At 34.7% G+C, this 17,686-nt stretch carries 21 protein-coding genes; 2 read left to right on the top strand and 19 right to left on the bottom strand.

Features of this window, described 5'->3' with window-relative positions:
* A partial coding sequence (locus ACSG5Z_RS00815) for a flagellin (protein WP_435711246.1) occupies positions 1-119 on the top strand: 119 nt, incomplete at its 5' end.
* A 258-nt stretch (positions 120-377) separates the two neighbouring features.
* Positions 378-1,178, top strand: coding sequence for a flagellin N-terminal helical domain-containing protein (locus ACSG5Z_RS00810; protein WP_435710404.1), 801 nt, complete (start codon positions 378-380; stop codon positions 1,176-1,178).
* A 95-nt stretch (positions 1,179-1,273) separates the two neighbouring features.
* Here the strand turns inward: ACSG5Z_RS00810 and ACSG5Z_RS00805 are convergent, their stop codons facing one another.
* The 19 genes from ACSG5Z_RS00805 to ACSG5Z_RS00715 form a co-directional block, all read right to left on the bottom strand.
* Positions 1,274-2,221, bottom strand: coding sequence for a DNA-binding domain-containing protein (locus ACSG5Z_RS00805; protein ID WP_262719593.1), 948 nt, complete (start codon positions 2,219-2,221; stop codon positions 1,274-1,276).
* A gap of 642 nt (positions 2,222-2,863) precedes the next feature.
* Entirely contained in the window at positions 2,864-3,772 is a 909-nt protein-coding gene (locus tag ACSG5Z_RS00800; protein ID WP_064459934.1) for a chemotaxis protein, read from the bottom strand.
* 120 nt (positions 3,773-3,892) lie between these two features.
* On the bottom strand, positions 3,893-4,378 hold the full coding sequence (locus ACSG5Z_RS00795; protein WP_106382795.1) for a LysR family transcriptional regulator: 486 nt from the start codon (positions 4,376-4,378) through the stop codon (positions 3,893-3,895).
* Positions 4,379-4,695: 317 nt separating this feature from the next.
* Positions 4,696-5,034 carry a DUF3964 family protein gene (locus tag ACSG5Z_RS00790; protein ID WP_000213336.1) on the bottom strand — a complete coding sequence of 113 codons (339 nt, stop codon included), beginning with the start codon at positions 5,032-5,034 and terminating at the stop codon, positions 4,696-4,698.
* A gap of 49 nt (positions 5,035-5,083) precedes the next feature.
* Positions 5,084-6,397, bottom strand: coding sequence for a flagellar hook protein FlgE (gene flgE, locus ACSG5Z_RS00785; protein ID WP_098134035.1), 1,314 nt, complete (start codon positions 6,395-6,397; stop codon positions 5,084-5,086).
* 21 nt (positions 6,398-6,418) lie between these two features.
* Positions 6,419-6,991, bottom strand: coding sequence for a flagellar hook assembly protein FlgD (locus ACSG5Z_RS00780; protein WP_001143481.1), 573 nt, complete (start codon positions 6,989-6,991; stop codon positions 6,419-6,421).
* 3 nt (positions 6,992-6,994) lie between these two features.
* The gene (locus ACSG5Z_RS00775; RefSeq protein WP_435710403.1) at positions 6,995-8,110 is read right to left on the bottom strand and encodes a flagellar hook-length control protein FliK; all 1,116 of its coding nucleotides are present in this window, start codon (positions 8,108-8,110) and stop codon (positions 6,995-6,997) included.
* Between the two features lie 10 nt (positions 8,111-8,120).
* A complete protein-coding gene (locus ACSG5Z_RS00770; protein WP_262748419.1) occupies positions 8,121-8,531 on the bottom strand; it encodes a cytoplasmic protein in 411 nt (136 codons plus the stop codon).
* A 116-nt stretch (positions 8,532-8,647) separates the two neighbouring features.
* A complete protein-coding gene (gene fliI / locus ACSG5Z_RS00765; protein WP_097908068.1) occupies positions 8,648-9,952 on the bottom strand; it encodes a flagellar protein export ATPase FliI in 1,305 nt (434 codons plus the stop codon).
* Positions 9,949-10,635, bottom strand: coding sequence for a FliH/SctL family protein (locus ACSG5Z_RS00760; protein WP_426933792.1), 687 nt, complete (start codon positions 10,633-10,635; stop codon positions 9,949-9,951). The genes fliI and ACSG5Z_RS00760 overlap by 4 nt, the downstream gene beginning before the upstream one ends.
* Entirely contained in the window at positions 10,622-11,626 is a 1,005-nt protein-coding gene (locus ACSG5Z_RS00755; RefSeq protein ID WP_048561266.1) for a flagellar motor switch protein FliG, read from the bottom strand. The genes ACSG5Z_RS00760 and ACSG5Z_RS00755 overlap by 14 nt, the downstream gene beginning before the upstream one ends.
* Positions 11,627-11,639: 13 nt before the next feature.
* Positions 11,640-13,214: a flagellar basal-body MS-ring/collar protein FliF gene (gene fliF / locus ACSG5Z_RS00750; protein ID WP_262719575.1), complete on the bottom strand. Its 1,575-nt coding sequence runs from the start codon at positions 13,212-13,214 to the stop codon at positions 11,640-11,642.
* 22 nt (positions 13,215-13,236) lie between these two features.
* Positions 13,237-13,536, bottom strand: coding sequence for a flagellar hook-basal body complex protein FliE (gene fliE / locus ACSG5Z_RS00745; RefSeq protein ID WP_000701682.1), 300 nt, complete (start codon positions 13,534-13,536; stop codon positions 13,237-13,239).
* Positions 13,537-13,552: 16 nt separating this feature from the next.
* Positions 13,553-13,966, bottom strand: a complete 414-nt coding sequence (flgC, locus tag ACSG5Z_RS00740) for a flagellar basal body rod protein FlgC (protein WP_000484673.1) — start codon at positions 13,964-13,966, stop codon at positions 13,553-13,555.
* Positions 13,967-13,986: 20 nt separating this feature from the next.
* Positions 13,987-14,394 carry a flagellar basal body rod protein FlgB gene (flgB, locus tag ACSG5Z_RS00735; protein WP_001113113.1) on the bottom strand — a complete coding sequence of 136 codons (408 nt, stop codon included), beginning with the start codon at positions 14,392-14,394 and terminating at the stop codon, positions 13,987-13,989.
* A gap of 364 nt (positions 14,395-14,758) precedes the next feature.
* Positions 14,759-15,031, bottom strand: a complete 273-nt coding sequence (locus ACSG5Z_RS00730; RefSeq protein WP_097881648.1) for a flagellar biosynthesis protein FlgG — start codon at positions 15,029-15,031, stop codon at positions 14,759-14,761.
* A complete protein-coding gene (locus ACSG5Z_RS00725; protein WP_098134030.1) occupies positions 15,021-15,389 on the bottom strand; it encodes a flagellar export chaperone FliS in 369 nt (122 codons plus the stop codon). The genes ACSG5Z_RS00730 and ACSG5Z_RS00725 overlap by 11 nt, the downstream gene beginning before the upstream one ends.
* 22 nt (positions 15,390-15,411) lie before the next feature.
* Positions 15,412-16,788: a flagellar hook-associated protein 2 gene (locus ACSG5Z_RS00720; RefSeq protein WP_435710402.1), complete on the bottom strand. Its 1,377-nt coding sequence runs from the start codon at positions 16,786-16,788 to the stop codon at positions 15,412-15,414.
* 19 nt (positions 16,789-16,807) lie between these two features.
* Positions 16,808-17,671, bottom strand: a complete 864-nt coding sequence (locus tag ACSG5Z_RS00715) for a flagellar hook-associated protein 3 (protein ID WP_262748448.1) — start codon at positions 17,669-17,671, stop codon at positions 16,808-16,810.
* Positions 17,672-17,686: the final 15 nt, after the last annotated feature.

Here is a 17,686-nt window from a genome sequence, read left to right as displayed (position 1 = left end):
CTGACATGGCGAAAGAAATGTCTGAAATGACTAAGTTCAAAATCTTGAACGAAGCTGGTATCAGCATGCTTTCTCAAGCTAACCAAACTCCTCAAATGGTTTCTAAATTATTACAATAAGCCATTTGAGTTAGTTTCCTGAATAAACCTCTCTGCTTGCGGAGAGGTTTATTTTTTCTATATAGATAGATTATTTATAAAACTTTCTTTTTTATGTGGAAGAGAGTATCCCCGATGCTTAGAAGCGGTCAGTGCTTATCTTGACCCCCTCTTATGTTAAAACACAAACAGTAAATAAGCATAAGCCCCTCTATCCTTCCATAACTGTTTATTAGATTAAAAGATACCGACTATATCAATCTATAAGGAGTGTCTATTATGCGTATTGGTACGAATGTTTTGAGTATGAATGCTAGGCAGTCGTTGTATGAGAATGAGAAACGTATGAATGTTGCGATGGAGCATTTGGCAACTGGTAAGAAATTAAATAATGCTTCTGATAATCCCGCTAATATTGCAATTGTGACTCGTATGCATGCGAGAGCAAGTGGTATGCGCGCTGCAATTCGTAATAATGAAGATACGATATCGATGCTTCGCATGGCAGAAGCTGCCCTTCAAACTGTGACGAATATTTTACAGCGTATGCGTGATTTAGCTGTTCAATCTGCGAACGGTACAAATTCAAATAAAAACCGTGATTCACTGAATAAAGAGTTTCAATCTTTAACAGAACAAATTGGCTATATTGGTGAGACAACTGAGTTTAATGATTTATCCGTATTCAATGGACAAATCCGCCCTATTACGTTAGATGATATTGGTCATACAGTACATATGACGAAACATATTCCCCCTTCCCCTACACAACATGACATCAAGATTTCAACAGAACAAGAAGCAAGAGCGGCGGTTCGTAAAATTGAAGAGGCCTTGCAAAATGTATCACTTCATCGTGCTGATCTTGGGGCTATGATGAATCGTTTACAGTTTAATATTGAAAATTTAAATAGTCAAAGTATGGCCCTAACAGATGCTTCTTCTCGAATTGAAGACGCGGATATGGCGCAGGAAATGAGCGATTTTTTAAAGTTTAAATTGTTAACTGAAGTTGCGCTCAGTATGGTTTCACAGGCTAATCAAATACCGCAAATGCTTTCTATATTACTACAATCGTAAACATTCATCTTCCTTTTTTGGAACGATTCCACACAAAACAAAAGGGAAATACATATAAACTATGTATCTCCCTTTTATTTTGTACCCAAATTTTATTACTGCGTTACAGTCATAACCTGCCCACTACGATCAACCATAATTTTCATTTTACCGTCTTGTGCGTTATATAACCCTAATTTATGCAAATCTTGTTTACATTCTTTTACGAAGAAAGGTAATGTGCGAATTTGATTAATATCAGAGCTCGTAATGAAATGAATTAAATGATGCGTCATTTCTTTTATATCATGAACAAGCTCTTCCTTTTCTCGTTTTAGCCTTTCATTTTCAGCTCGTAATACATGTAATTCGCCTTCGAGACCACGAGCATTCTTTTCATCTTTTGAACGCTCTGCAGCCATGCTAGAAAGCTTATAGATTCCTTCCATGAACTGATGTAGTTCATGCTCTTTTCTTTCACTACACTGGCTAATCGTTTCAAAATTATCAACAATACCAGATATAACTGTTACAAGGCTTTTTTCGTTCTCTGTATTTGGAACTTCATTTCTTAATTCTTGTTTGTTTTCTTTTTTCATTTCAACAATTGATTCTTTTACAGGCGTATATTTTCGCTTTCGTCCTGGTTTTTGTTTTTCAATATTTTCAAACGGTATTTCACATTTTTTTAATTTGTAATACGTATTTTGCAATTGACTTGCTGTTTTTGGAAAAAGATTTAGTTCTTTTTTACTAATGTATTTTGAAATATTAATAATGTTTAAACCGTGACGTTGGGAAAATTGATACACTTCATACAGTAACTCTAGCTCAGACTTCAGCCATGTAATTGTAGATTTTTCATATGCTCGCATCCCACCATTTTTTTCTATATCTATTTGAAATAATACCATTCTATTATATAAATCAACTAATTCTTCATACTCTACTCGGAATTGTTTCTCTATTTTTTTAAATTCCTCTTCTAGTTGCACATCGTTCATTTTATTATTTGACATGTTTTGTAAAAGACTTAATACATTGATTGCTGTGTGGTGATACATAATCTGTGTCACTCCCCCTCATCCTTTCACAATTCTCATCTGACTCCCATGTCTTCTCAGAAAATAGCAATTTTTACATATCCATATTATAACATTTCGAAATTATCTGTCAAATATTAAACATACAAAAATGTATAGAAAGTATAAAAATTTGGAAAATGTTTTTTATTAATATGTAAAATTGCATATTAATTACATTTAATTATATTATATGGTATTTTGGATGTTTTTTCACCGAAAAAATTTGCGTTACCACGAAATGTTACTAAAGTAATCAAAAAATATGTTCGCTTATATTTTTAAATCAAAAATCTCTAAATGAAGATTATTCACACATACAGCGACAAACAACCCAGACACCTTTCATTTTTCTACCACTTTAAAGTATATAATACTAAAAAGGAACTAGCCAATGCTACACATGGCTAATTCCTTCCCCTTTCTAACAGAATAGAGTTATAAACCGAGACTTCAAATCCTCAATCGAAGTCTCACTTCTTCTAAAACTATCTCGGCGGCTCTCTCGTCCCAATTACCTAAAAATGCTCCATACTAGTCTTACATCGCACGTGTCTCTATTAGGCACTGACCGCTGCCATACCTAGCTAGTTCCTCTATTCCAGCTAAAAAAAAACGCTTTTCTTACAACACTAACTTATCAACTAAACCAATTAGCTCTTGAATATCTGGCTTACTTACTTGAGCATTTGCTCCTACAGCTTCGCCTTTATGGAATAATTCATTTGTAATTAATGAAGAGAAAATAATGACTGGTAAACGATTCATTACTTCACTATCCTTAACCACTTTCGTTAAATGATGTCCATCCATTTTCGGCATTTCAATATCCGTAATTAGCAAGTGAATATGTTCAAACATTTTTTCCCCTTGCTCTTTCGCTAATTTTTCAATTTGTGCTAATGCTTCTGCACCATTGCTGAAGAAATTCATTTTCGTATATCCAGCTGATGATAATGTTTCTTCTAATATTTGACGAAGCATTGCTGAATCTTCTGCAATATAAATAACTTTTTCAGCTCGATCCGTTTTTTGCTCTAAACCTGCAAGTGATTTATTGTCATAGCCAGTACCGCTAATTTCACATACAATTTTCTCGTAATCTAATAGTAAGATGATTTTTCCATCTAGCTTTACAATACCAGATGTCGTTTCCTCTAGTCCCATAGATAATGAAGCTGGCTCATCAATTTGTTCCCACGAAATACGTTGAATACGATGCACTTCATCAACGCGGAAAATAACTTTCATTTGGTTTAATTCAGATATAATAAATTTCGTTTGATCAAGTGGCTTTGTTGATTTTAAATTAAGAGCCGTTGCTAAATTAATAACAGGTAAAATTTCACCACGTACTTGAACAACACCTTCAACTGCATGATGAGATTCTGGAACAGTTGTAACAGGGAATGGATTAATGATTTCACGTACTTTCATTACATTAATACTAAATAGGTTTTCACCAACAGTATATGTGACAATCTCTAATTCATTTGTTCCACTTTCTAATAAAATACTTTGTGCTTGTGACATAAAGGTGTCGCTCCCCTTCCATTAATTCCGTATATCTAATTATTAAGCTTTATTAAACCGAAAAAGTCAACTACCTATATGAAAAATATAGATAGTCGAACGATTTATTTTAAAACACGCTTAATCTTGTATAAACGAAGCAAGTGCCTCTAATAATACTTCTTGTGCTCCTACAATTTCTGTCGGCAGTGCTTCCCACTTTTTCGAAAGCTCCGTTTCTACTCTTATTCTTAGCTCCGAATCCATTTCTTCTAGCACATATTCTTTCGTCGCTATATCAACATCAAGTAGCGCAAGCGCATATAATTCTGGATCATTTATTTTTTTAAATAATTGTTTCAATATAGATGGTGCTATATGTTTTAATTTTTCAATATGAATTTCCTTATCCGAAAATAGTAACTCATATTGAATAAATGTAACATTTTCTTTAATCACTTTAAAATAGCAATTATTTTTTTTATCATTTACAAAATAACCGTTCGGATCTGCAATAATACTCTCTACTTTACGAATTAAATCCGGCAAACTACTCGCCGCCATTACAGTCCGCTGCTCAACCTCACTCGGCGAAATGAATGTAACGCGATACTTATTCTGCGCCATCCTCCTCACCTCTCCTTTTATTAAAATCTATCACCATAAACTATCCAAAAGGCACTGACCTACTATGAAATGATTATCTCATCCCCACCATCTCAGTACGCCTCCATAGCTCTATTCTTACAACTAGCAGCTCGTCTGGATCATAACTGTTTATTCACACCAAACTTCGCTTACCTCTTCTTATACTACCCTAGTAACTCTCCATACCTCTGTCCTTACACACCAGTCGAGGCCCTATTAGGCACTAACCGCTCCAAAACAACGCTGGGTCCTCTCTTCAACCCTAAAAAGAGCTTTTAAGGTCTTTTTAGATCTTTTTAAGAGCTTTTCAACAACTCGATGTTATTGAACCAAAATGCAATCTGCTGATCCGTTATCCCTGATAGTGTAATAAAAAACTCACGGCACTTCATCTCGTCCTTAAACAGTTGATACTTCCATTCTCCTTCGCTACCAACACTTACGAAATAAAACTCATGAATACGGCCAATGATTGACTGCTTTTCGCCAAATGAATATGGAGGTACTTGCTTAATTTCAAATTGATCAGGTAAATATATATGCTCTTCTCGTTCCATTTTTAACACTTGCTCAGCAAGTTCACGTTTATTTTCGAAAAAAGGCAATTGTAAAATTCGCTCTTGTCTTGTCGTCATACGAATAAAAAACCCTTTCTACTACATTACAATTTTACTTTATGATATATTATCGAATTAAGTTTACAACTTCATTTAATACTTCATCTGACACTTTAATTACTTTCGCATTTCCTTGGAATCCACGTTGATAAAGCATTAAATCAACAAATTCTACAGATAAATCTACGTTTGAACTTTCTTTTGCTGACCCTCGTACATTCCCTGCACCATTCTCACCAGCAACACCTACTCCTGGAATACCCGCTGATGGTGTCGCAACGTAATTTCCATTCCCTGTTTTCATTAATCCACCTGAATTCGGGAATGTAGCTACAGCTAGTTGTCCTACAACTTTCATACTACCATCCGAATATTTCATCATAACGAAACCACCGTCTGAAATAGAATAGTCATTTGCAATTGCAGCTGGGCGCCCCGTTACTTCTGTTGTAGAAATAGTTTTCCCTGTCGGATAATTTGTTAATCCGCTTAAATCAAGTGTTAGACCATTGCCAAAAGGAATTTTAATGGATCCACCTTTAGTAATTTCACCAGTTACTGGATCTTTTTGTACAGGTTCATCTGTCTCCTTTAAATTTCCTAACGTATCAAATTTAAGATTTTTTTCGCCCGTCATGCCTTCGACAGGCTTAAATTCTTTTTCGTTTTTAGAATCATTCCTTACAGAAACTGTATATGTATATTCGCCTGGCACTGGCTTTTCAACTTCTTTACCATCTACAGTCTCTTTTGTAGTCTTTTGCTTAATATTTACACGTAACGTTAACGAGTTCCCTTCCGCATCAAAAACTGTGAATTCGTGAGATAATGCATTTTGGTTTCTAGGAAGGTTTCCGCCTATTGTCGCTTTATCTGTTTGAATCCCACCAACAGCTGATCCCATTGGAATATGAATTGGGCTTGGTCGTGAAGAAAAATCTACTTCTTGTGTTCCTGTTTTTACACCATAACCTAGCACATACTGTCCACCTGTATTTGTAACATAGCTATCTTTCGATACACCAAAAGACCCTTTTCTCGTATACTCTACATTTCCACCGTTACGATCACCAACTAAAAACAAACCGTTTCCTTCTATCGCTGTCTCCATCTTATCACTAGTTAAAGTAATAGAACCATCACTAAAATCTGTAGATGTCCCACTGAACTTTACACCGTTACCAATACTCTTTGGATTCGTGCCAGCATAAGCACCATCACCACGTGAACCAACCGTATTATTATATAGCAAATCATCAAAAATAGCCTTTTGCTTTTTATATCCAACTGTTTGTGCATTTGCAATATTATTTGAAGTAACACTTAATGCATTTTGTGCTGCATTCATCCCTGTAATACTTGTATATAACGCTTTAATCATAACCTTTGTACACTCCTTTTATTAATCTGGCTTAACCTCTTCATTTTTTTCTATATCATCTTTCTTCTCATCTTCCGGATTAGTTTCTGTTATCGGTTTATCAGAAACCCTTTCTATGAAACGAAGTGAGACAACTTGATTATCAACAATAAGTTGCACATCGTTATTTTCAGCAAGCCGAACTGTTTCCACTTGACCAGTCACTTGCTTTCCATTATTGCTTACACCTCTAACGTACTTTCCTAAAAACTTCATCCCTCCATCAAGAGCCGTCGAATACATCGTTGATTGCAGTTTATCTACTGCTTTCGTCATATTCTGTACTTGCTCCATAAGAGATAGCTGTGCTGTTTGGTTCATCATTTGGTTCATATCCATCGCATTAAACGGGTCTTGATGTTGAAAGCTTGCTAAGAAAAGTTTCAGGAAATCATCTTTATCCATAATACCGGGTGTTTTTTGAGTACTTGCTGATACTCCGTTTGCTTGTTGAGCTGTCGACTGTGCACCAGTAACAGATGCGTTTTTTGTTTGTGCTCCTGCTTGTAACGGAATATGATTTGTACTCGTTGTATTTAATCCAACTGTTGGCACACTTTATTCCTCCAATAATCCCGCAAATTCTTTTGCATGTTGTTTTTCATGTTTCGTACTTGCTAATTTTTGTTTTTGTCTTTGCTCTTGTTCTCGCTGTTCTTTTCGATTTTCATCTTTATCTGAATAGCTAATTTGAATATTGATTTCTTTTTCTTTTAACTTCAATCTCAATTCATCAAAAATGATTTCAACACGTTTTTTCGCATCGTGTTTTTCCATTTCTACGTGAACATCAATTTGATCTCCATGTTTTTTCATAAACACTGTTAATGTACCAAGTTTTTCTGGATTTAACTGAAATAAAACACGCTCTTGTTTCACTACAAATTTTTGCAATGCTTCTACTTGCGCTTCCATTTTCTTTCCTAAATCAGGTAACGTAACTTTCTCAGCGCCACTATTTGATTTTCCTATTTGATCCGTACCCGTTGCTTTATTTAGTAACTCCGCACCCGTTGAACTCGAATCGTTTAACACATCACCTTCAGGCAACTTTATCTTTACATCATCGTCCTCAGCTTTTGGAAGATCTATATCTAAGTCTTTGGAATCTTCTTGTTTTTTTGCGATATTACAAGTTTCTGTTTCTACAATTTTTAATGCTTGCATCGTTTGCTCCGGCATCGTCACTTTATCTAATGCCATTTGCATTGTATCTTCTAAACATATAGCATTTTTGATATTCATATTTGAAAGCAGTTCTTGTAACTGTTGTAATTCATTGGCGGGTAATTCGTTAAGTTTTATATTTCCATATTCTTTATACAGCTCTTGTATTTTTTGTATGTATTGATATAACAATTCTGGCTGCACACGTAATTGCTCAATTGCAACCATTTGCTCAGATACAGCTAATAACAACTGTTCTGTCTCTTTTTTTTCTTCTTTCTTTACAATTGGCTCTTCTTTCGTTACTGGTTGTTTAGAAAGAATATATTCTTTTTTTTCTTCTTTTGGTGCTTCTTCTTGTTTCATTTTCTCCGTTTTCGGCTGCTTTTTATTTTCCATTCTCATCGTACGATCGAATGAAGAATCTTCACTTTTTGATTGTACTTCTAGCCCTTTTTCTTTTTGCGGAGGTAAACTTTGTTGCACCGGTAATACAGACTGTATCACTATATTCACCTCATCCATTCATACACATTTTCAAATCAAGAAGCATTTTTTCTTCCTGCTTTTCTCGTACTTTTGTAAGCTTTCTACAATCTTCTTGATACATCTCATCAATGACACGTTCTTTTTCTTTTACCTGTTCTAAAAGGCTTTCATTTTTTTGAATAAAATCTTCCGTTTTTTTAATTTTCCGATTCCATTCTTCTATTCTTTCAGGTGAAAACGTATGTGACGAAAGCATACCGGCCATTATACGCTGCCCAGTTTGTACGACTTTACTACGCGATTTTACTACATATAAATCATATTCTTTTTTTTGTTCTATTTTTCTTTTTTCACCTGTTAATTCATACACTTCTTTCAAAATCTGTTCTTTTTCTTGATTTATTTGCAATTTTATCGTGTCGTACTGCTGCTTATCCACCTGTTTTTATAGCCCCTTCCTATTATAACGCTCTCTTTTTCTATTATATAGTTTTTTTCCAAAAAAATCTGTGAAATATTAAAAAACAAAAAAATAAGACCTCTTGGGCAGAGGTCCTATACTGTATGGTGCATCGCTTCAACAATATCATCAAATTGGAAACTATCAGATCGACCTTGTTTTAAAAACGTATTTATACCTTCTACTTTGTTTTTACATTCAAAAATATAAGCATTTTCTGCATTTTCTTGAATCGTCCCTAATTTAAAATACAATTCATTTTCTTTATAAACAGATAAGATTTTTCTCATTTCATTTGCAAGTTGCCAATGAGTTGGCGAAACGATTTCTTCCATAATCCTACTCACTGAGTCTAGCACTGAAATAGCAGGGTAATGACTAAGTGTTGCAAGCTCACGTTTTAATACAATATGTCCATCTAAAATACCACGCGCTAAATCTGGTACAGGGCCGTTTAAATCGTCTCCATCAACGAGTACGGTATAAATACCTGTTATGGATCCCTTTTGTGTTTTCCCAGAGCGCTCTAACAGCTTCTTCATATAGCTTTCCATTAAGAGTGTTTTACCACCGATCGGCAACTCTTTAACGGCAATATCAACACTTCTACGCGCGTCAGCAAAACGAGTAACAGAGTCCATCATAAGTAGTACGTTATTACCTTGATCACGGAAATATTCAGCAATAGACGTTGCAAGTTTCGCTGCACGAAGTTGCATTAGGTGACTTTCATCTGACGTCGCTACAACAACGACGCTTTTTCGCATTCCTTCTTCACCTAATTCTTTTCGAATAAAGTCTTTTACTTCTCGGCCACGTTCTCCTACTAAACTAATAACATTAATGTCAGCTTTTGCGTTTTTCGCAATCATTCCGAGTAAAGTAGATTTACCAACACCAGACCCAGCGAAAATACCAATCTTTTGACCGATACCAATTGTTAGCATAGAATCAATGGACTTTATTCCCGTTTCAAATACATCAGTAATCTCTTCACGCTCAAATGCATGGATGGGGGGGGCATCTAATTTTATTTTCTGTAGTGGAATATTTTCAGCGTTCTCATTTAACACTTCACCATTCGCACTTAACACCTTTCCAAGTAAATGATCACCACGAGGTACAACAACATCTTCTGCAATTAATGTAACGGAATCCCCGTAACATACTTTTTCTGTCTGTCCAAATGGGAGTAACATATTATTCTCTTTTTCAATCGCAATTACTTCACATAAAACATTATGTTCTCCAACGAAACAAACATCGCCAATTTTCGCTTTCGGTCCTTTCGCTACGAAAAACTGTTCTTGTACACTATGAACTTTACCAATTTTCGTATAAAACGGTGTTTCGATAAACGTATTCCACTTATTCTGTTCATTTATGAGCTTGTTGTTCATACATTTTGCTCCTCAAATAACTTCTCTTCTTCCCATTTCTGGCGAAGTTTCGCAAATATAGGTGCAAATTTAAATTCAAAGAACTCTTTCTCTTCTTCTAGAACAAATTCACCGAACTGTAAGGAGAAATCATATTTCCATTCTACTAATTGTAGTAACCAATATTCTTTCGTATTTTCCTTCTCTTCTTGAATACGTTCAAATGTTTCTGGATGTACGGTAATGATTAATTTTTCAAACGAAGTAGGCAACGTTTGAACGATACCAGTTAAAATGGGTAACACATCAAGCAATCGTGAATCTACCGCTTGATTCACGATTTTTTCTGCTAGTTGAAAAGATTGATCCCATAATAACTCTGTCCATTCATATGCTGTTTCTTGTTGTTCTTTTTGAAACTGCATACGTGCTGCTTCCATCTGTTCCATTTGTTCATGAATATGCATTTGAAATTGTTCTTTATCTTGTAATAGCTGTTGACGCTCTCGTTCTAACATTTGTTGTTCTTGCCTTAGTTGATTCAGTTCAGTATGTAATGATTGTTGCTGTGCAAGAAGCTCTTCATGGTCCACCTGTATTTCTTCTTCTACTTGAACTGGTATTGGTTTTGGAAATTGTAATTCAAACGTTTCTTCAGAAAAAGAAACAGAATTCTTCGGAATTCTGTTTTTAAATAAGGACATCATCTTCACCTCTTTGAACGATAATTCTTCCTTCCTTCTCTAGCTTTTTCACTGTGCCTGTAATCGTTTGCTGTGCCTTTTCAGCATCTGTCATCTTAAGCGGTCCTAAGCCATCTAATTCTTCTAGAATCATCTCTTTACGGTTTGAAGACATACATGTAAATAATTTCTCTTTAATTTCTTCTTTTGCAATTTTAAGTGCTTTCGCAATAACACCGTTATCTGTAATTTCTTCTAATACACGACGAAGTGCAAGAGCTTCAAGTCCGAGTAAGTCTTCAAATACAAACATGTTTTCTTTAATTTTCTCAGATAGCTCATAATCCATTTCATCCAGCTTTTGAAAGACTGTTTTTTCAACACCTCGTGAAACATTATTTAAAATGTTTACTATTGTTTTCAAGCCATCTGTTTTATTAATTGCATTAAATGCCATATTATTTAATTTTGATTTTAATAAATCACCAATTTGATTTATTAATTCACCATCTACTTGTTCTAGTTTCGCAATACCCATTACCGTTTCTACTCGCTTATGATCTGGTAGTCTCTCAATTAATTGAGAAGCGAGCTGCGGTTTAATATAAGAAGCGATAATCGCAATCGTTTGTGGCGATTCATCATTAAGTACAGTAAGAAGTGGTTCTAAATCTGCAAGTGAATTTAAGAATTCAAACGGATTATCTTTGTTATACCAAAGATCTTCCAATAATTTTTCCAGTTCGTCTTCTGGCATATTTTTAAATATGCGACGAATATATTCTTTATCTGGAGTCACTAGGTTCAATTCTTTTACATTTAATTCATACAAGAACTCTCCTAGTACATTTTCTAACGTTTCTGGTTTATATACACGAAATTTCGCGATTTCACGAAGTAATACTTCTTTTTCCTCAGCCGTCATATATTCAATGACTTTTGCTGCCACCCCTTCTTCTAATGTACGAATAAGGATGGCAGCTTTTTCTTTGGAGGAGATTTCATCTAACATCGTTGTTCCTCCCTTACTGTCCATTTAACCATTTTTTAATTACTTTTGCAGTACCTTCTACATGTTCTTTCGTAGCATCATGCACTTGTTCATCTAACGTCGGTTCTTTCGGTTCTTCTGGTTCTGGTTTTGGCTCTGGTACTATTTTTTCTTCAGGAATTTCCATGATACTTTCATTACTTGCAGCAATTTCCTCTTCTGCTAAGTATTCTTCATATTCCTCTTCTTCTTTCTTTCTCTTACGTCTTGCTAAGAAGAACCATACTAGACCACCAATCGCTAATAAACCAGCTGGAATCCCACCGAATAACCACCAGTTTATGCCGCTTTCTTCTGGTTCTTTCTTCTTCTCTTCTTTCGGCTGATCAAACTGAACAGTTACAACGTTAACTTGACCGTTTGTAAAGTTTCCATTCGGATCAGCTTGAAGCCCAGCAGCTGTGCCGATTGCTTCTTTGAAAGTAGTCATATCTATTTTTCGTTTTACTAACGTATCATTATCTACCCATACAACAACATTTGTTTTCGTTAATTCTGGATGTTTTTTAATTGTTTCAACTGTTTTATCTATTTCATAGTTTTCAATTTTGTTACCATTTTTATTATCGTAGACAACTTTACCGTTTTGATTATTGTTCGTACCGTAGTTTGGCACTTCACCGTTCGCTGTAATACCAGCACCTTGCTTCGTATCTGCTCCTTCTTGCGCAGTAGAGCTTTCCTCTTGCTCTTGTTTACTACGAAGTACACCTTTATCACCATATTTTTCTGACTGGCGTGTAACTTCATCATAGTTTACAGACACTTTCGTATTCACTTTATATTCATTCGGTTTAAACATCGTCATTAATGTTGCATCAATATCTTGCTTTAATTTACCTTCAATTTGTTGCTGCATCTCTACTTCTTTTTCATAAGAAGAGGAACTAGTAGAATGTGCTTCATCTGCTCCTTTTGAGATAATACCTTTTTTGCTATCAATCACACTTACTTCTTCTGCTTTTACACCTGGAACTGCTGCACTAATCATTTGCTGTATACCTGCAACCTGATCTGCAGTTAATAATTGGCCACGTTTCACACCTACAGTAATTGCCGCTGTTCCTTTTGCTTTTTCTTCATCAAAAATTGTCTCTTTTTCAGGTAATGTAATTTGAACATTCGCCGTTTCAACTGTCGCAAAGTTTCTTACGATATCTTGCTCCAATTGCTTTTTCGTACCGACGATTTGCTTCATTTTTTTATCTTGCTCACTTGAACCGAGCGAGCTTTCTAATAAAATTTCCTCACCGCTTTTAGAATTAAACGGTAAGCCCATTCCATTCATTTCTTTTCGAACCCATGGAGCATCATTCTTTTGCACACGAATCGAACCATCGGCCGCTAATTGATAATCGACACCTAACTTCGATAATTCTGCTGTAATCTCTTGCTTATCTGTATCATTTAAATTTTGATATACAACAACATATTTATCTGGCAAGGTGAAGTATAAAAGTGCTCCTGTTACAATCGCTAAAAGCGCAGCACCGATTACTAACTTATGCCACGTTTTTAATGATTGGATAACATTTTTTATCTTTTCCATTTAAACACACCCGTCCACTTTCCTAAATTTGCATATTAATTAGTGACTTATAATTTTCAATAAGATTATCACGTACGAGAGCAGCCGTTTTCATTTGGGACTCTGCCTTCTTCTGCTGAATCAAAACGTCATGCGTTTCCCCTACCCCCTTAGTTAGTAAATCGTATACTGCTGTTTGCGCATTGTTTTGCGTTTGATTCATATCTTCCAATAAATCGATAAACTTTTTCCCCTCAACTACAGATGTTTGAGACGTTTTCGGTGCACCAATTGACTGAATTGCTCCAAATGGCTGCGTATTTAACATTGGTTGGATTTTCATATTACTATATTCCCCCTTATCCTCGGCCAATTTCTAAATCTTTATCAAGCATTTTTTTATTCGCATTTAATACACTTGTATTTGCTTCGTACATTTTTTGGGCAACCATTACATTCGTCATTTCAGCAGTCACGTCAATATTTGGATAACGTACATATCCTTCTTCATTTGCATGCGGATGTGTTGGATCATACACTAAGTTTTCAGTTTTATCTGCTTCAATACTTTTTATTTTTACTCCATTAGTAGGAGACCCATCTAACATATTTGCAAAACTATTGTTTGATTCTAGCACTACACTACGACGCTCATATAAATCCGCCCCCGGAGCAGCCGTTGTATTTGCATTTACAATATTGTTTGAAGTAACTTCCATCCACTTTCTCGCTGTCGTTAGCCCTGAGCCACTTGCATTAATTGCCTGAAACATCGTTGTCTCTCCTTCTACTTTTAACGTCCGCGTGCCGCTTGGTTAATTGCATATTGTGTATTAATCGCGTTAATTGAAATACCGTATAACTGATTTGCTTTCATTAAATCTAGCATTTCTGTCGTTACATCCACACTATTTCCATCTTGATTCGTTTGCATTGATTTCGTTTGAATCTTTGCATATGTATTTTTCATATTTACTGTCGGTAAGTGCATTTCATTCGTTTGATATAAATCTGGATTGCTCTTTAAATCAGCCGCATTGTTCTTATATAACGCACTACTCTTACTCATCTGCTCAGCAAATGTTACATCTTGTGCTTTATAGCCAGGCGTATTCGCATTTGCAATATTACTAGAAACAGTATTTCGTTTCGTCACTAAATAATTCATATAGTGGCTTACATCACTCACTAAATCTGGCATATTCCACACCCTTCCTTTTCTACCTTAATAGATCCACTGATGGAAGTTTCACTTCATTGTTTATTTTCTTATATGTGTTTATTAAAATATTCACTATTATGTACCCTTACATATTTTATTCCATTTTTCCATTGTTGTCTTTAGAAAAATACAAAAATATAAAAAAAGAATACAAAAAAATGTATACACGTAGTAATCCATGAAATATTTCGATATATGGAATACAAATCAAAGTCAATTTTTATATTATTTAGATTATTTTCTCATTACAGGCATAAAGTGAAACCTCAATCAGCGGAACTCTTTATTTAAACAAGGAATGGATTCCCTTTTAAAAAGGGGAATCCGTTTCCATACTTTATCATTAATATTTACCATAAAATGAATTAGCTTTCATTCGCCCATCATTTTCCATAATCATTTCTTCCAAAATCTTTTGCTTATCTCGAATATGCTGCGCTGCCTTAATAATCCACGGGGTAACTTCCATTGCAACTTGCGTGCGCGTTTCTTCATCCAATGTCATCATCCAACGATTTAACATCTCACTTTTCTCAGCAAATTCTTCATCTGAAACTTGCAATTCACCGATTCCATTAAAACAACTGACAAACGTTCGATAAATATCATTGTTCATTTTCGAGCGCTCCACGGTAACCGTCTATTAAATCTTGTAACACTTGTACAATCGCATCAATGTCTTTTGCTTGGCGCGTTACTTTCATCGTTTGAATTTGAATGCTAATCCAATCGTATAAACCAAATAGACTGTCATATAAATCTTTCGAAATATCAGGATTTAATTGAAGCTTCAACTCTTCAAATATACGTTCTAACTTTTCAAGAAGGTCGTCTCCTTCTTGAAGTTTAAATGTATTTAAAAGTTCTTCTAATTTACGAAACTCTACGATACATCTTTCATAAATAAATATTGTATTTTTAATCGGATTACTCGTCATAATATCGTTTTGCATATAACGTTGCCATGCTTGCATATAATCACTTCCTCAGCTTTCATTAATCATTACTTTTTGTTTTTGTCATTGCTTTGATTGTCTGCAGCTGACTATCAAGCAATGCTAGCTGGCTTTCCAACTTTGCATATTTATCAATAATTGATTCTTGTTTTTTCTTATTAATTGTATCAATATCTTGAATTTTTCTCTCTAAATCAGTTACTTGCTTTTCAATACTTTTAGAGCGTTTTCCAATAATCCCTTCATCTCCAAAGATTCCCTCGAGCTTTTTATCTATATCATGACCAATGCCATTAAAACCAAAGAAAAATTGTTTTGTAGATTCTGGATTCTCTTTAAAAGCTATTTTCAATTTCTCTTCATCAAGAGTCATATTTCCTGTTTTATCAATTTGAATTCCAAAAGAAAATAAATACTTATCATCTTGGGAAAATCTAAAAATGCTTGTCATTGCATTACTTATAGCAAATGAAACATTATTCCCTTGCATTACTCCATTTTCACCAGAAAACAAATCTAAGCTTTTAACAGCGTTATTATACTCATCTTTCATTTTTTTGATTAAATCTATCGAATTTTTTAAATCTGAATCTTCGATAGTTAATTTAATTGGCTCTGTAGTTACCTTTTCTAAGTTAATAGTTAATCCTGGAATTGTATCAATCTTATTTGTTTTACTAGTTCCTTTAATTCCATTTATTGTATATTCTGCATTTGCTGCCCCTGTCACTTGATGTGCAATGGCATTCGTTCCATCCGTATTTTTCGCAGAAGTAACCAGTCCTATATTTTGTAAAAAGCCATTGGCACCATCCGTTAATTTCAGCTCTCCCTCTTTTCCTGCAATAGTAGATGTAAAAAATAGTTGATCCCCTAATGTGTATACGGATACACCATAATTTCCATTATTAATTTTATTGACAAGATCTTTATACGTCATATCTCCCGAAATTTTAACTTCTTTTCCATTTATCTGGAATACATCATCTATTCCAAGCTTTAAATCTAAACTGAATTTTTGCTCCGTACCTTCAGGAGTTTTTGGGGGAGTAAGTGGAGCTGTAGTTATTTGATGCCTTTCTGCTACTCGCTCTACTGTAATTGTGTATGTTCCAGGAATTGCAGCAGCATCCGCCTGTGCTGTCATAAAACCATCTTTGGATAGAGTTGTTTTCTTTTCATCACCTTTAAATGTGTTTAAATCTTTGAATACTTGCACAAAATTTGCAAACTCTTTTTTCATGCTCGCATACACTTTGTTTTCATTTGTTAACGTTTGTTTTTGTGTAGTATATGGTGATTTTTTCATTTCCAATGCTTGTAACTCTAAATCTACTAACTTCTTTGTATCTATCATGTTATTTCCTAAATTCCATATTTGCTGTCTGTCACCATAATTAGATATTGTCCCTGCCATATTTTTCACTCCTTATCATTTACATGTAATCTAAAATACTCGTTTTACTCATCGTACTAACAGCTTTTAATGTTGCTTCGTACGTTGCGTTTATATAAGCTAAATCAGAAATTGCGACCGCTAAATCAACATCCTCAATTTCTTTACGGTTTTCTTGAAGTGCTACATTTTGCTCGCTTAAAATTGTTTTAAACGTCTCCATTGTGTTCATTGTCGAACCAACTTCAGTTGTACGATTAATGATGCCATCTAAGTTTTGCTTATTTCCTTCTAATAACGATTTTAACGCTTTTGGGTCACCGTTTTGCATCGCTTCACTCATCTGTTTTAACGTTTTTATAACTGGGGATAATAATGCTTCTCCGTTACGAAACGCTTTGAATTCATAACCGTCATTTAGTTGCCAGTTCACATCATTTTTTCCACCTTGGTATGTACCATCTTCTGTAAACGGCGGCTTCTCTGCACTATCACCACCGAAAATATAACGGCCTTGCTCTTTCGTATTCGCTAAATATACAACTTGTTTTAAAATTTGATCAATTTCTACACCAATAGCCTTCAATTCTTTTTCACTATTTGTTCCATTTAATGCTTGTACTGTTAATTGATCTGCTCTTGTTAAAGATTTCAAAACACCTTGTAAAGTATTTTCAGTTTGTGTTAACACATTTTTCGAATCCGCTAAATCTTTTTGCATTTGTTCAATATTCGCCAATGAATGTTGAATCGCAAATGATTTACTTGCTGCAAGTGGATCTTCACTCATAAGAAGGTTTTTCTTCCCTGAAGTTACTTGATTTCGATGGTATTGTTGTTGCACATTTAAATCCATTAACTGATTCTTTGCCCAGCTTGCATTTTGAAATGTAGATACTCTCATTTTTATCTCCTCCTT

The organism is Bacillus pretiosus (assembly GCF_051294775.1).
Classification (GTDB): domain Bacteria; phylum Bacillota; class Bacilli; order Bacillales; family Bacillaceae_G; genus Bacillus_A; species Bacillus_A wiedmannii.
Note: the sequence above shows the minus strand (reverse complement) of the source record. Positions and strands in the feature narration are given on the sequence as shown.

Coding starts and splice junctions, on each gene's coding strand:
- ACSG5Z_RS00810 (WP_435710404.1), top strand. CDS start 378: ATGCGTATTGGTACGAATGTTTTGAGTATGAATGCTAGGCAGTCGTTG.
- ACSG5Z_RS00805 (WP_262719593.1), bottom strand. CDS start 2,221: ATGTATCACCACACAGCAATCAATGTATTAAGTCTTTTACAAAACATG.
- ACSG5Z_RS00800 (WP_064459934.1), bottom strand. CDS start 3,772: ATGTCACAAGCACAAAGTATTTTATTAGAAAGTGGAACAAATGAATTA.
- ACSG5Z_RS00795 (WP_106382795.1), bottom strand. CDS start 4,378: ATGGCGCAGAATAAGTATCGCGTTACATTCATTTCGCCGAGTGAGGTT.
- ACSG5Z_RS00790 (WP_000213336.1), bottom strand. CDS start 5,034: ATGACGACAAGACAAGAGCGAATTTTACAATTGCCTTTTTTCGAAAAT.
- flgE (WP_098134035.1), bottom strand. CDS start 6,397: ATGATTAAAGCGTTATATACAAGTATTACAGGGATGAATGCAGCACAA.
- fliI (WP_097908068.1), bottom strand. CDS start 9,952: ATGAACAACAAGCTCATAAATGAACAGAATAAGTGGAATACGTTTATC.
- ACSG5Z_RS00760 (WP_426933792.1), bottom strand. CDS start 10,635: ATGTCCTTATTTAAAAACAGAATTCCGAAGAATTCTGTTTCTTTTTCT.
- ACSG5Z_RS00755 (WP_048561266.1), bottom strand. CDS start 11,626: ATGTTAGATGAAATCTCCTCCAAAGAAAAAGCTGCCATCCTTATTCGT.
- fliF (WP_262719575.1), bottom strand. CDS start 13,214: ATGGAAAAGATAAAAAATGTTATCCAATCATTAAAAACGTGGCATAAG.
- fliE (WP_000701682.1), bottom strand. CDS start 13,536: ATGAAAATCCAACCAATGTTAAATACGCAGCCATTTGGAGCAATTCAG.
- flgC (WP_000484673.1), bottom strand. CDS start 13,966: ATGTTTCAGGCAATTAATGCAAGTGGCTCAGGGCTAACGACAGCGAGA.
- flgB (WP_001113113.1), bottom strand. CDS start 14,394: ATGCCAGATTTAGTGAGTGATGTAAGCCACTATATGAATTATTTAGTG.
- ACSG5Z_RS00730 (WP_097881648.1), bottom strand. CDS start 15,031: ATGAACAATGATATTTATCGAACGTTTGTCAGTTGTTTTAATGGAATC.
- ACSG5Z_RS00725 (WP_098134030.1), bottom strand. CDS start 15,389: ATGCAAGCATGGCAACGTTATATGCAAAACGATATTATGACGAGTAAT.
- ACSG5Z_RS00720 (WP_435710402.1), bottom strand. CDS start 16,788: ATGGCAGGGACAATATCTAATTATGGTGACAGACAGCAAATATGGAAT.
- ACSG5Z_RS00715 (WP_262748448.1), bottom strand. CDS start 17,671: ATGAGAGTATCTACATTTCAAAATGCAAGCTGGGCAAAGAATCAGTTA.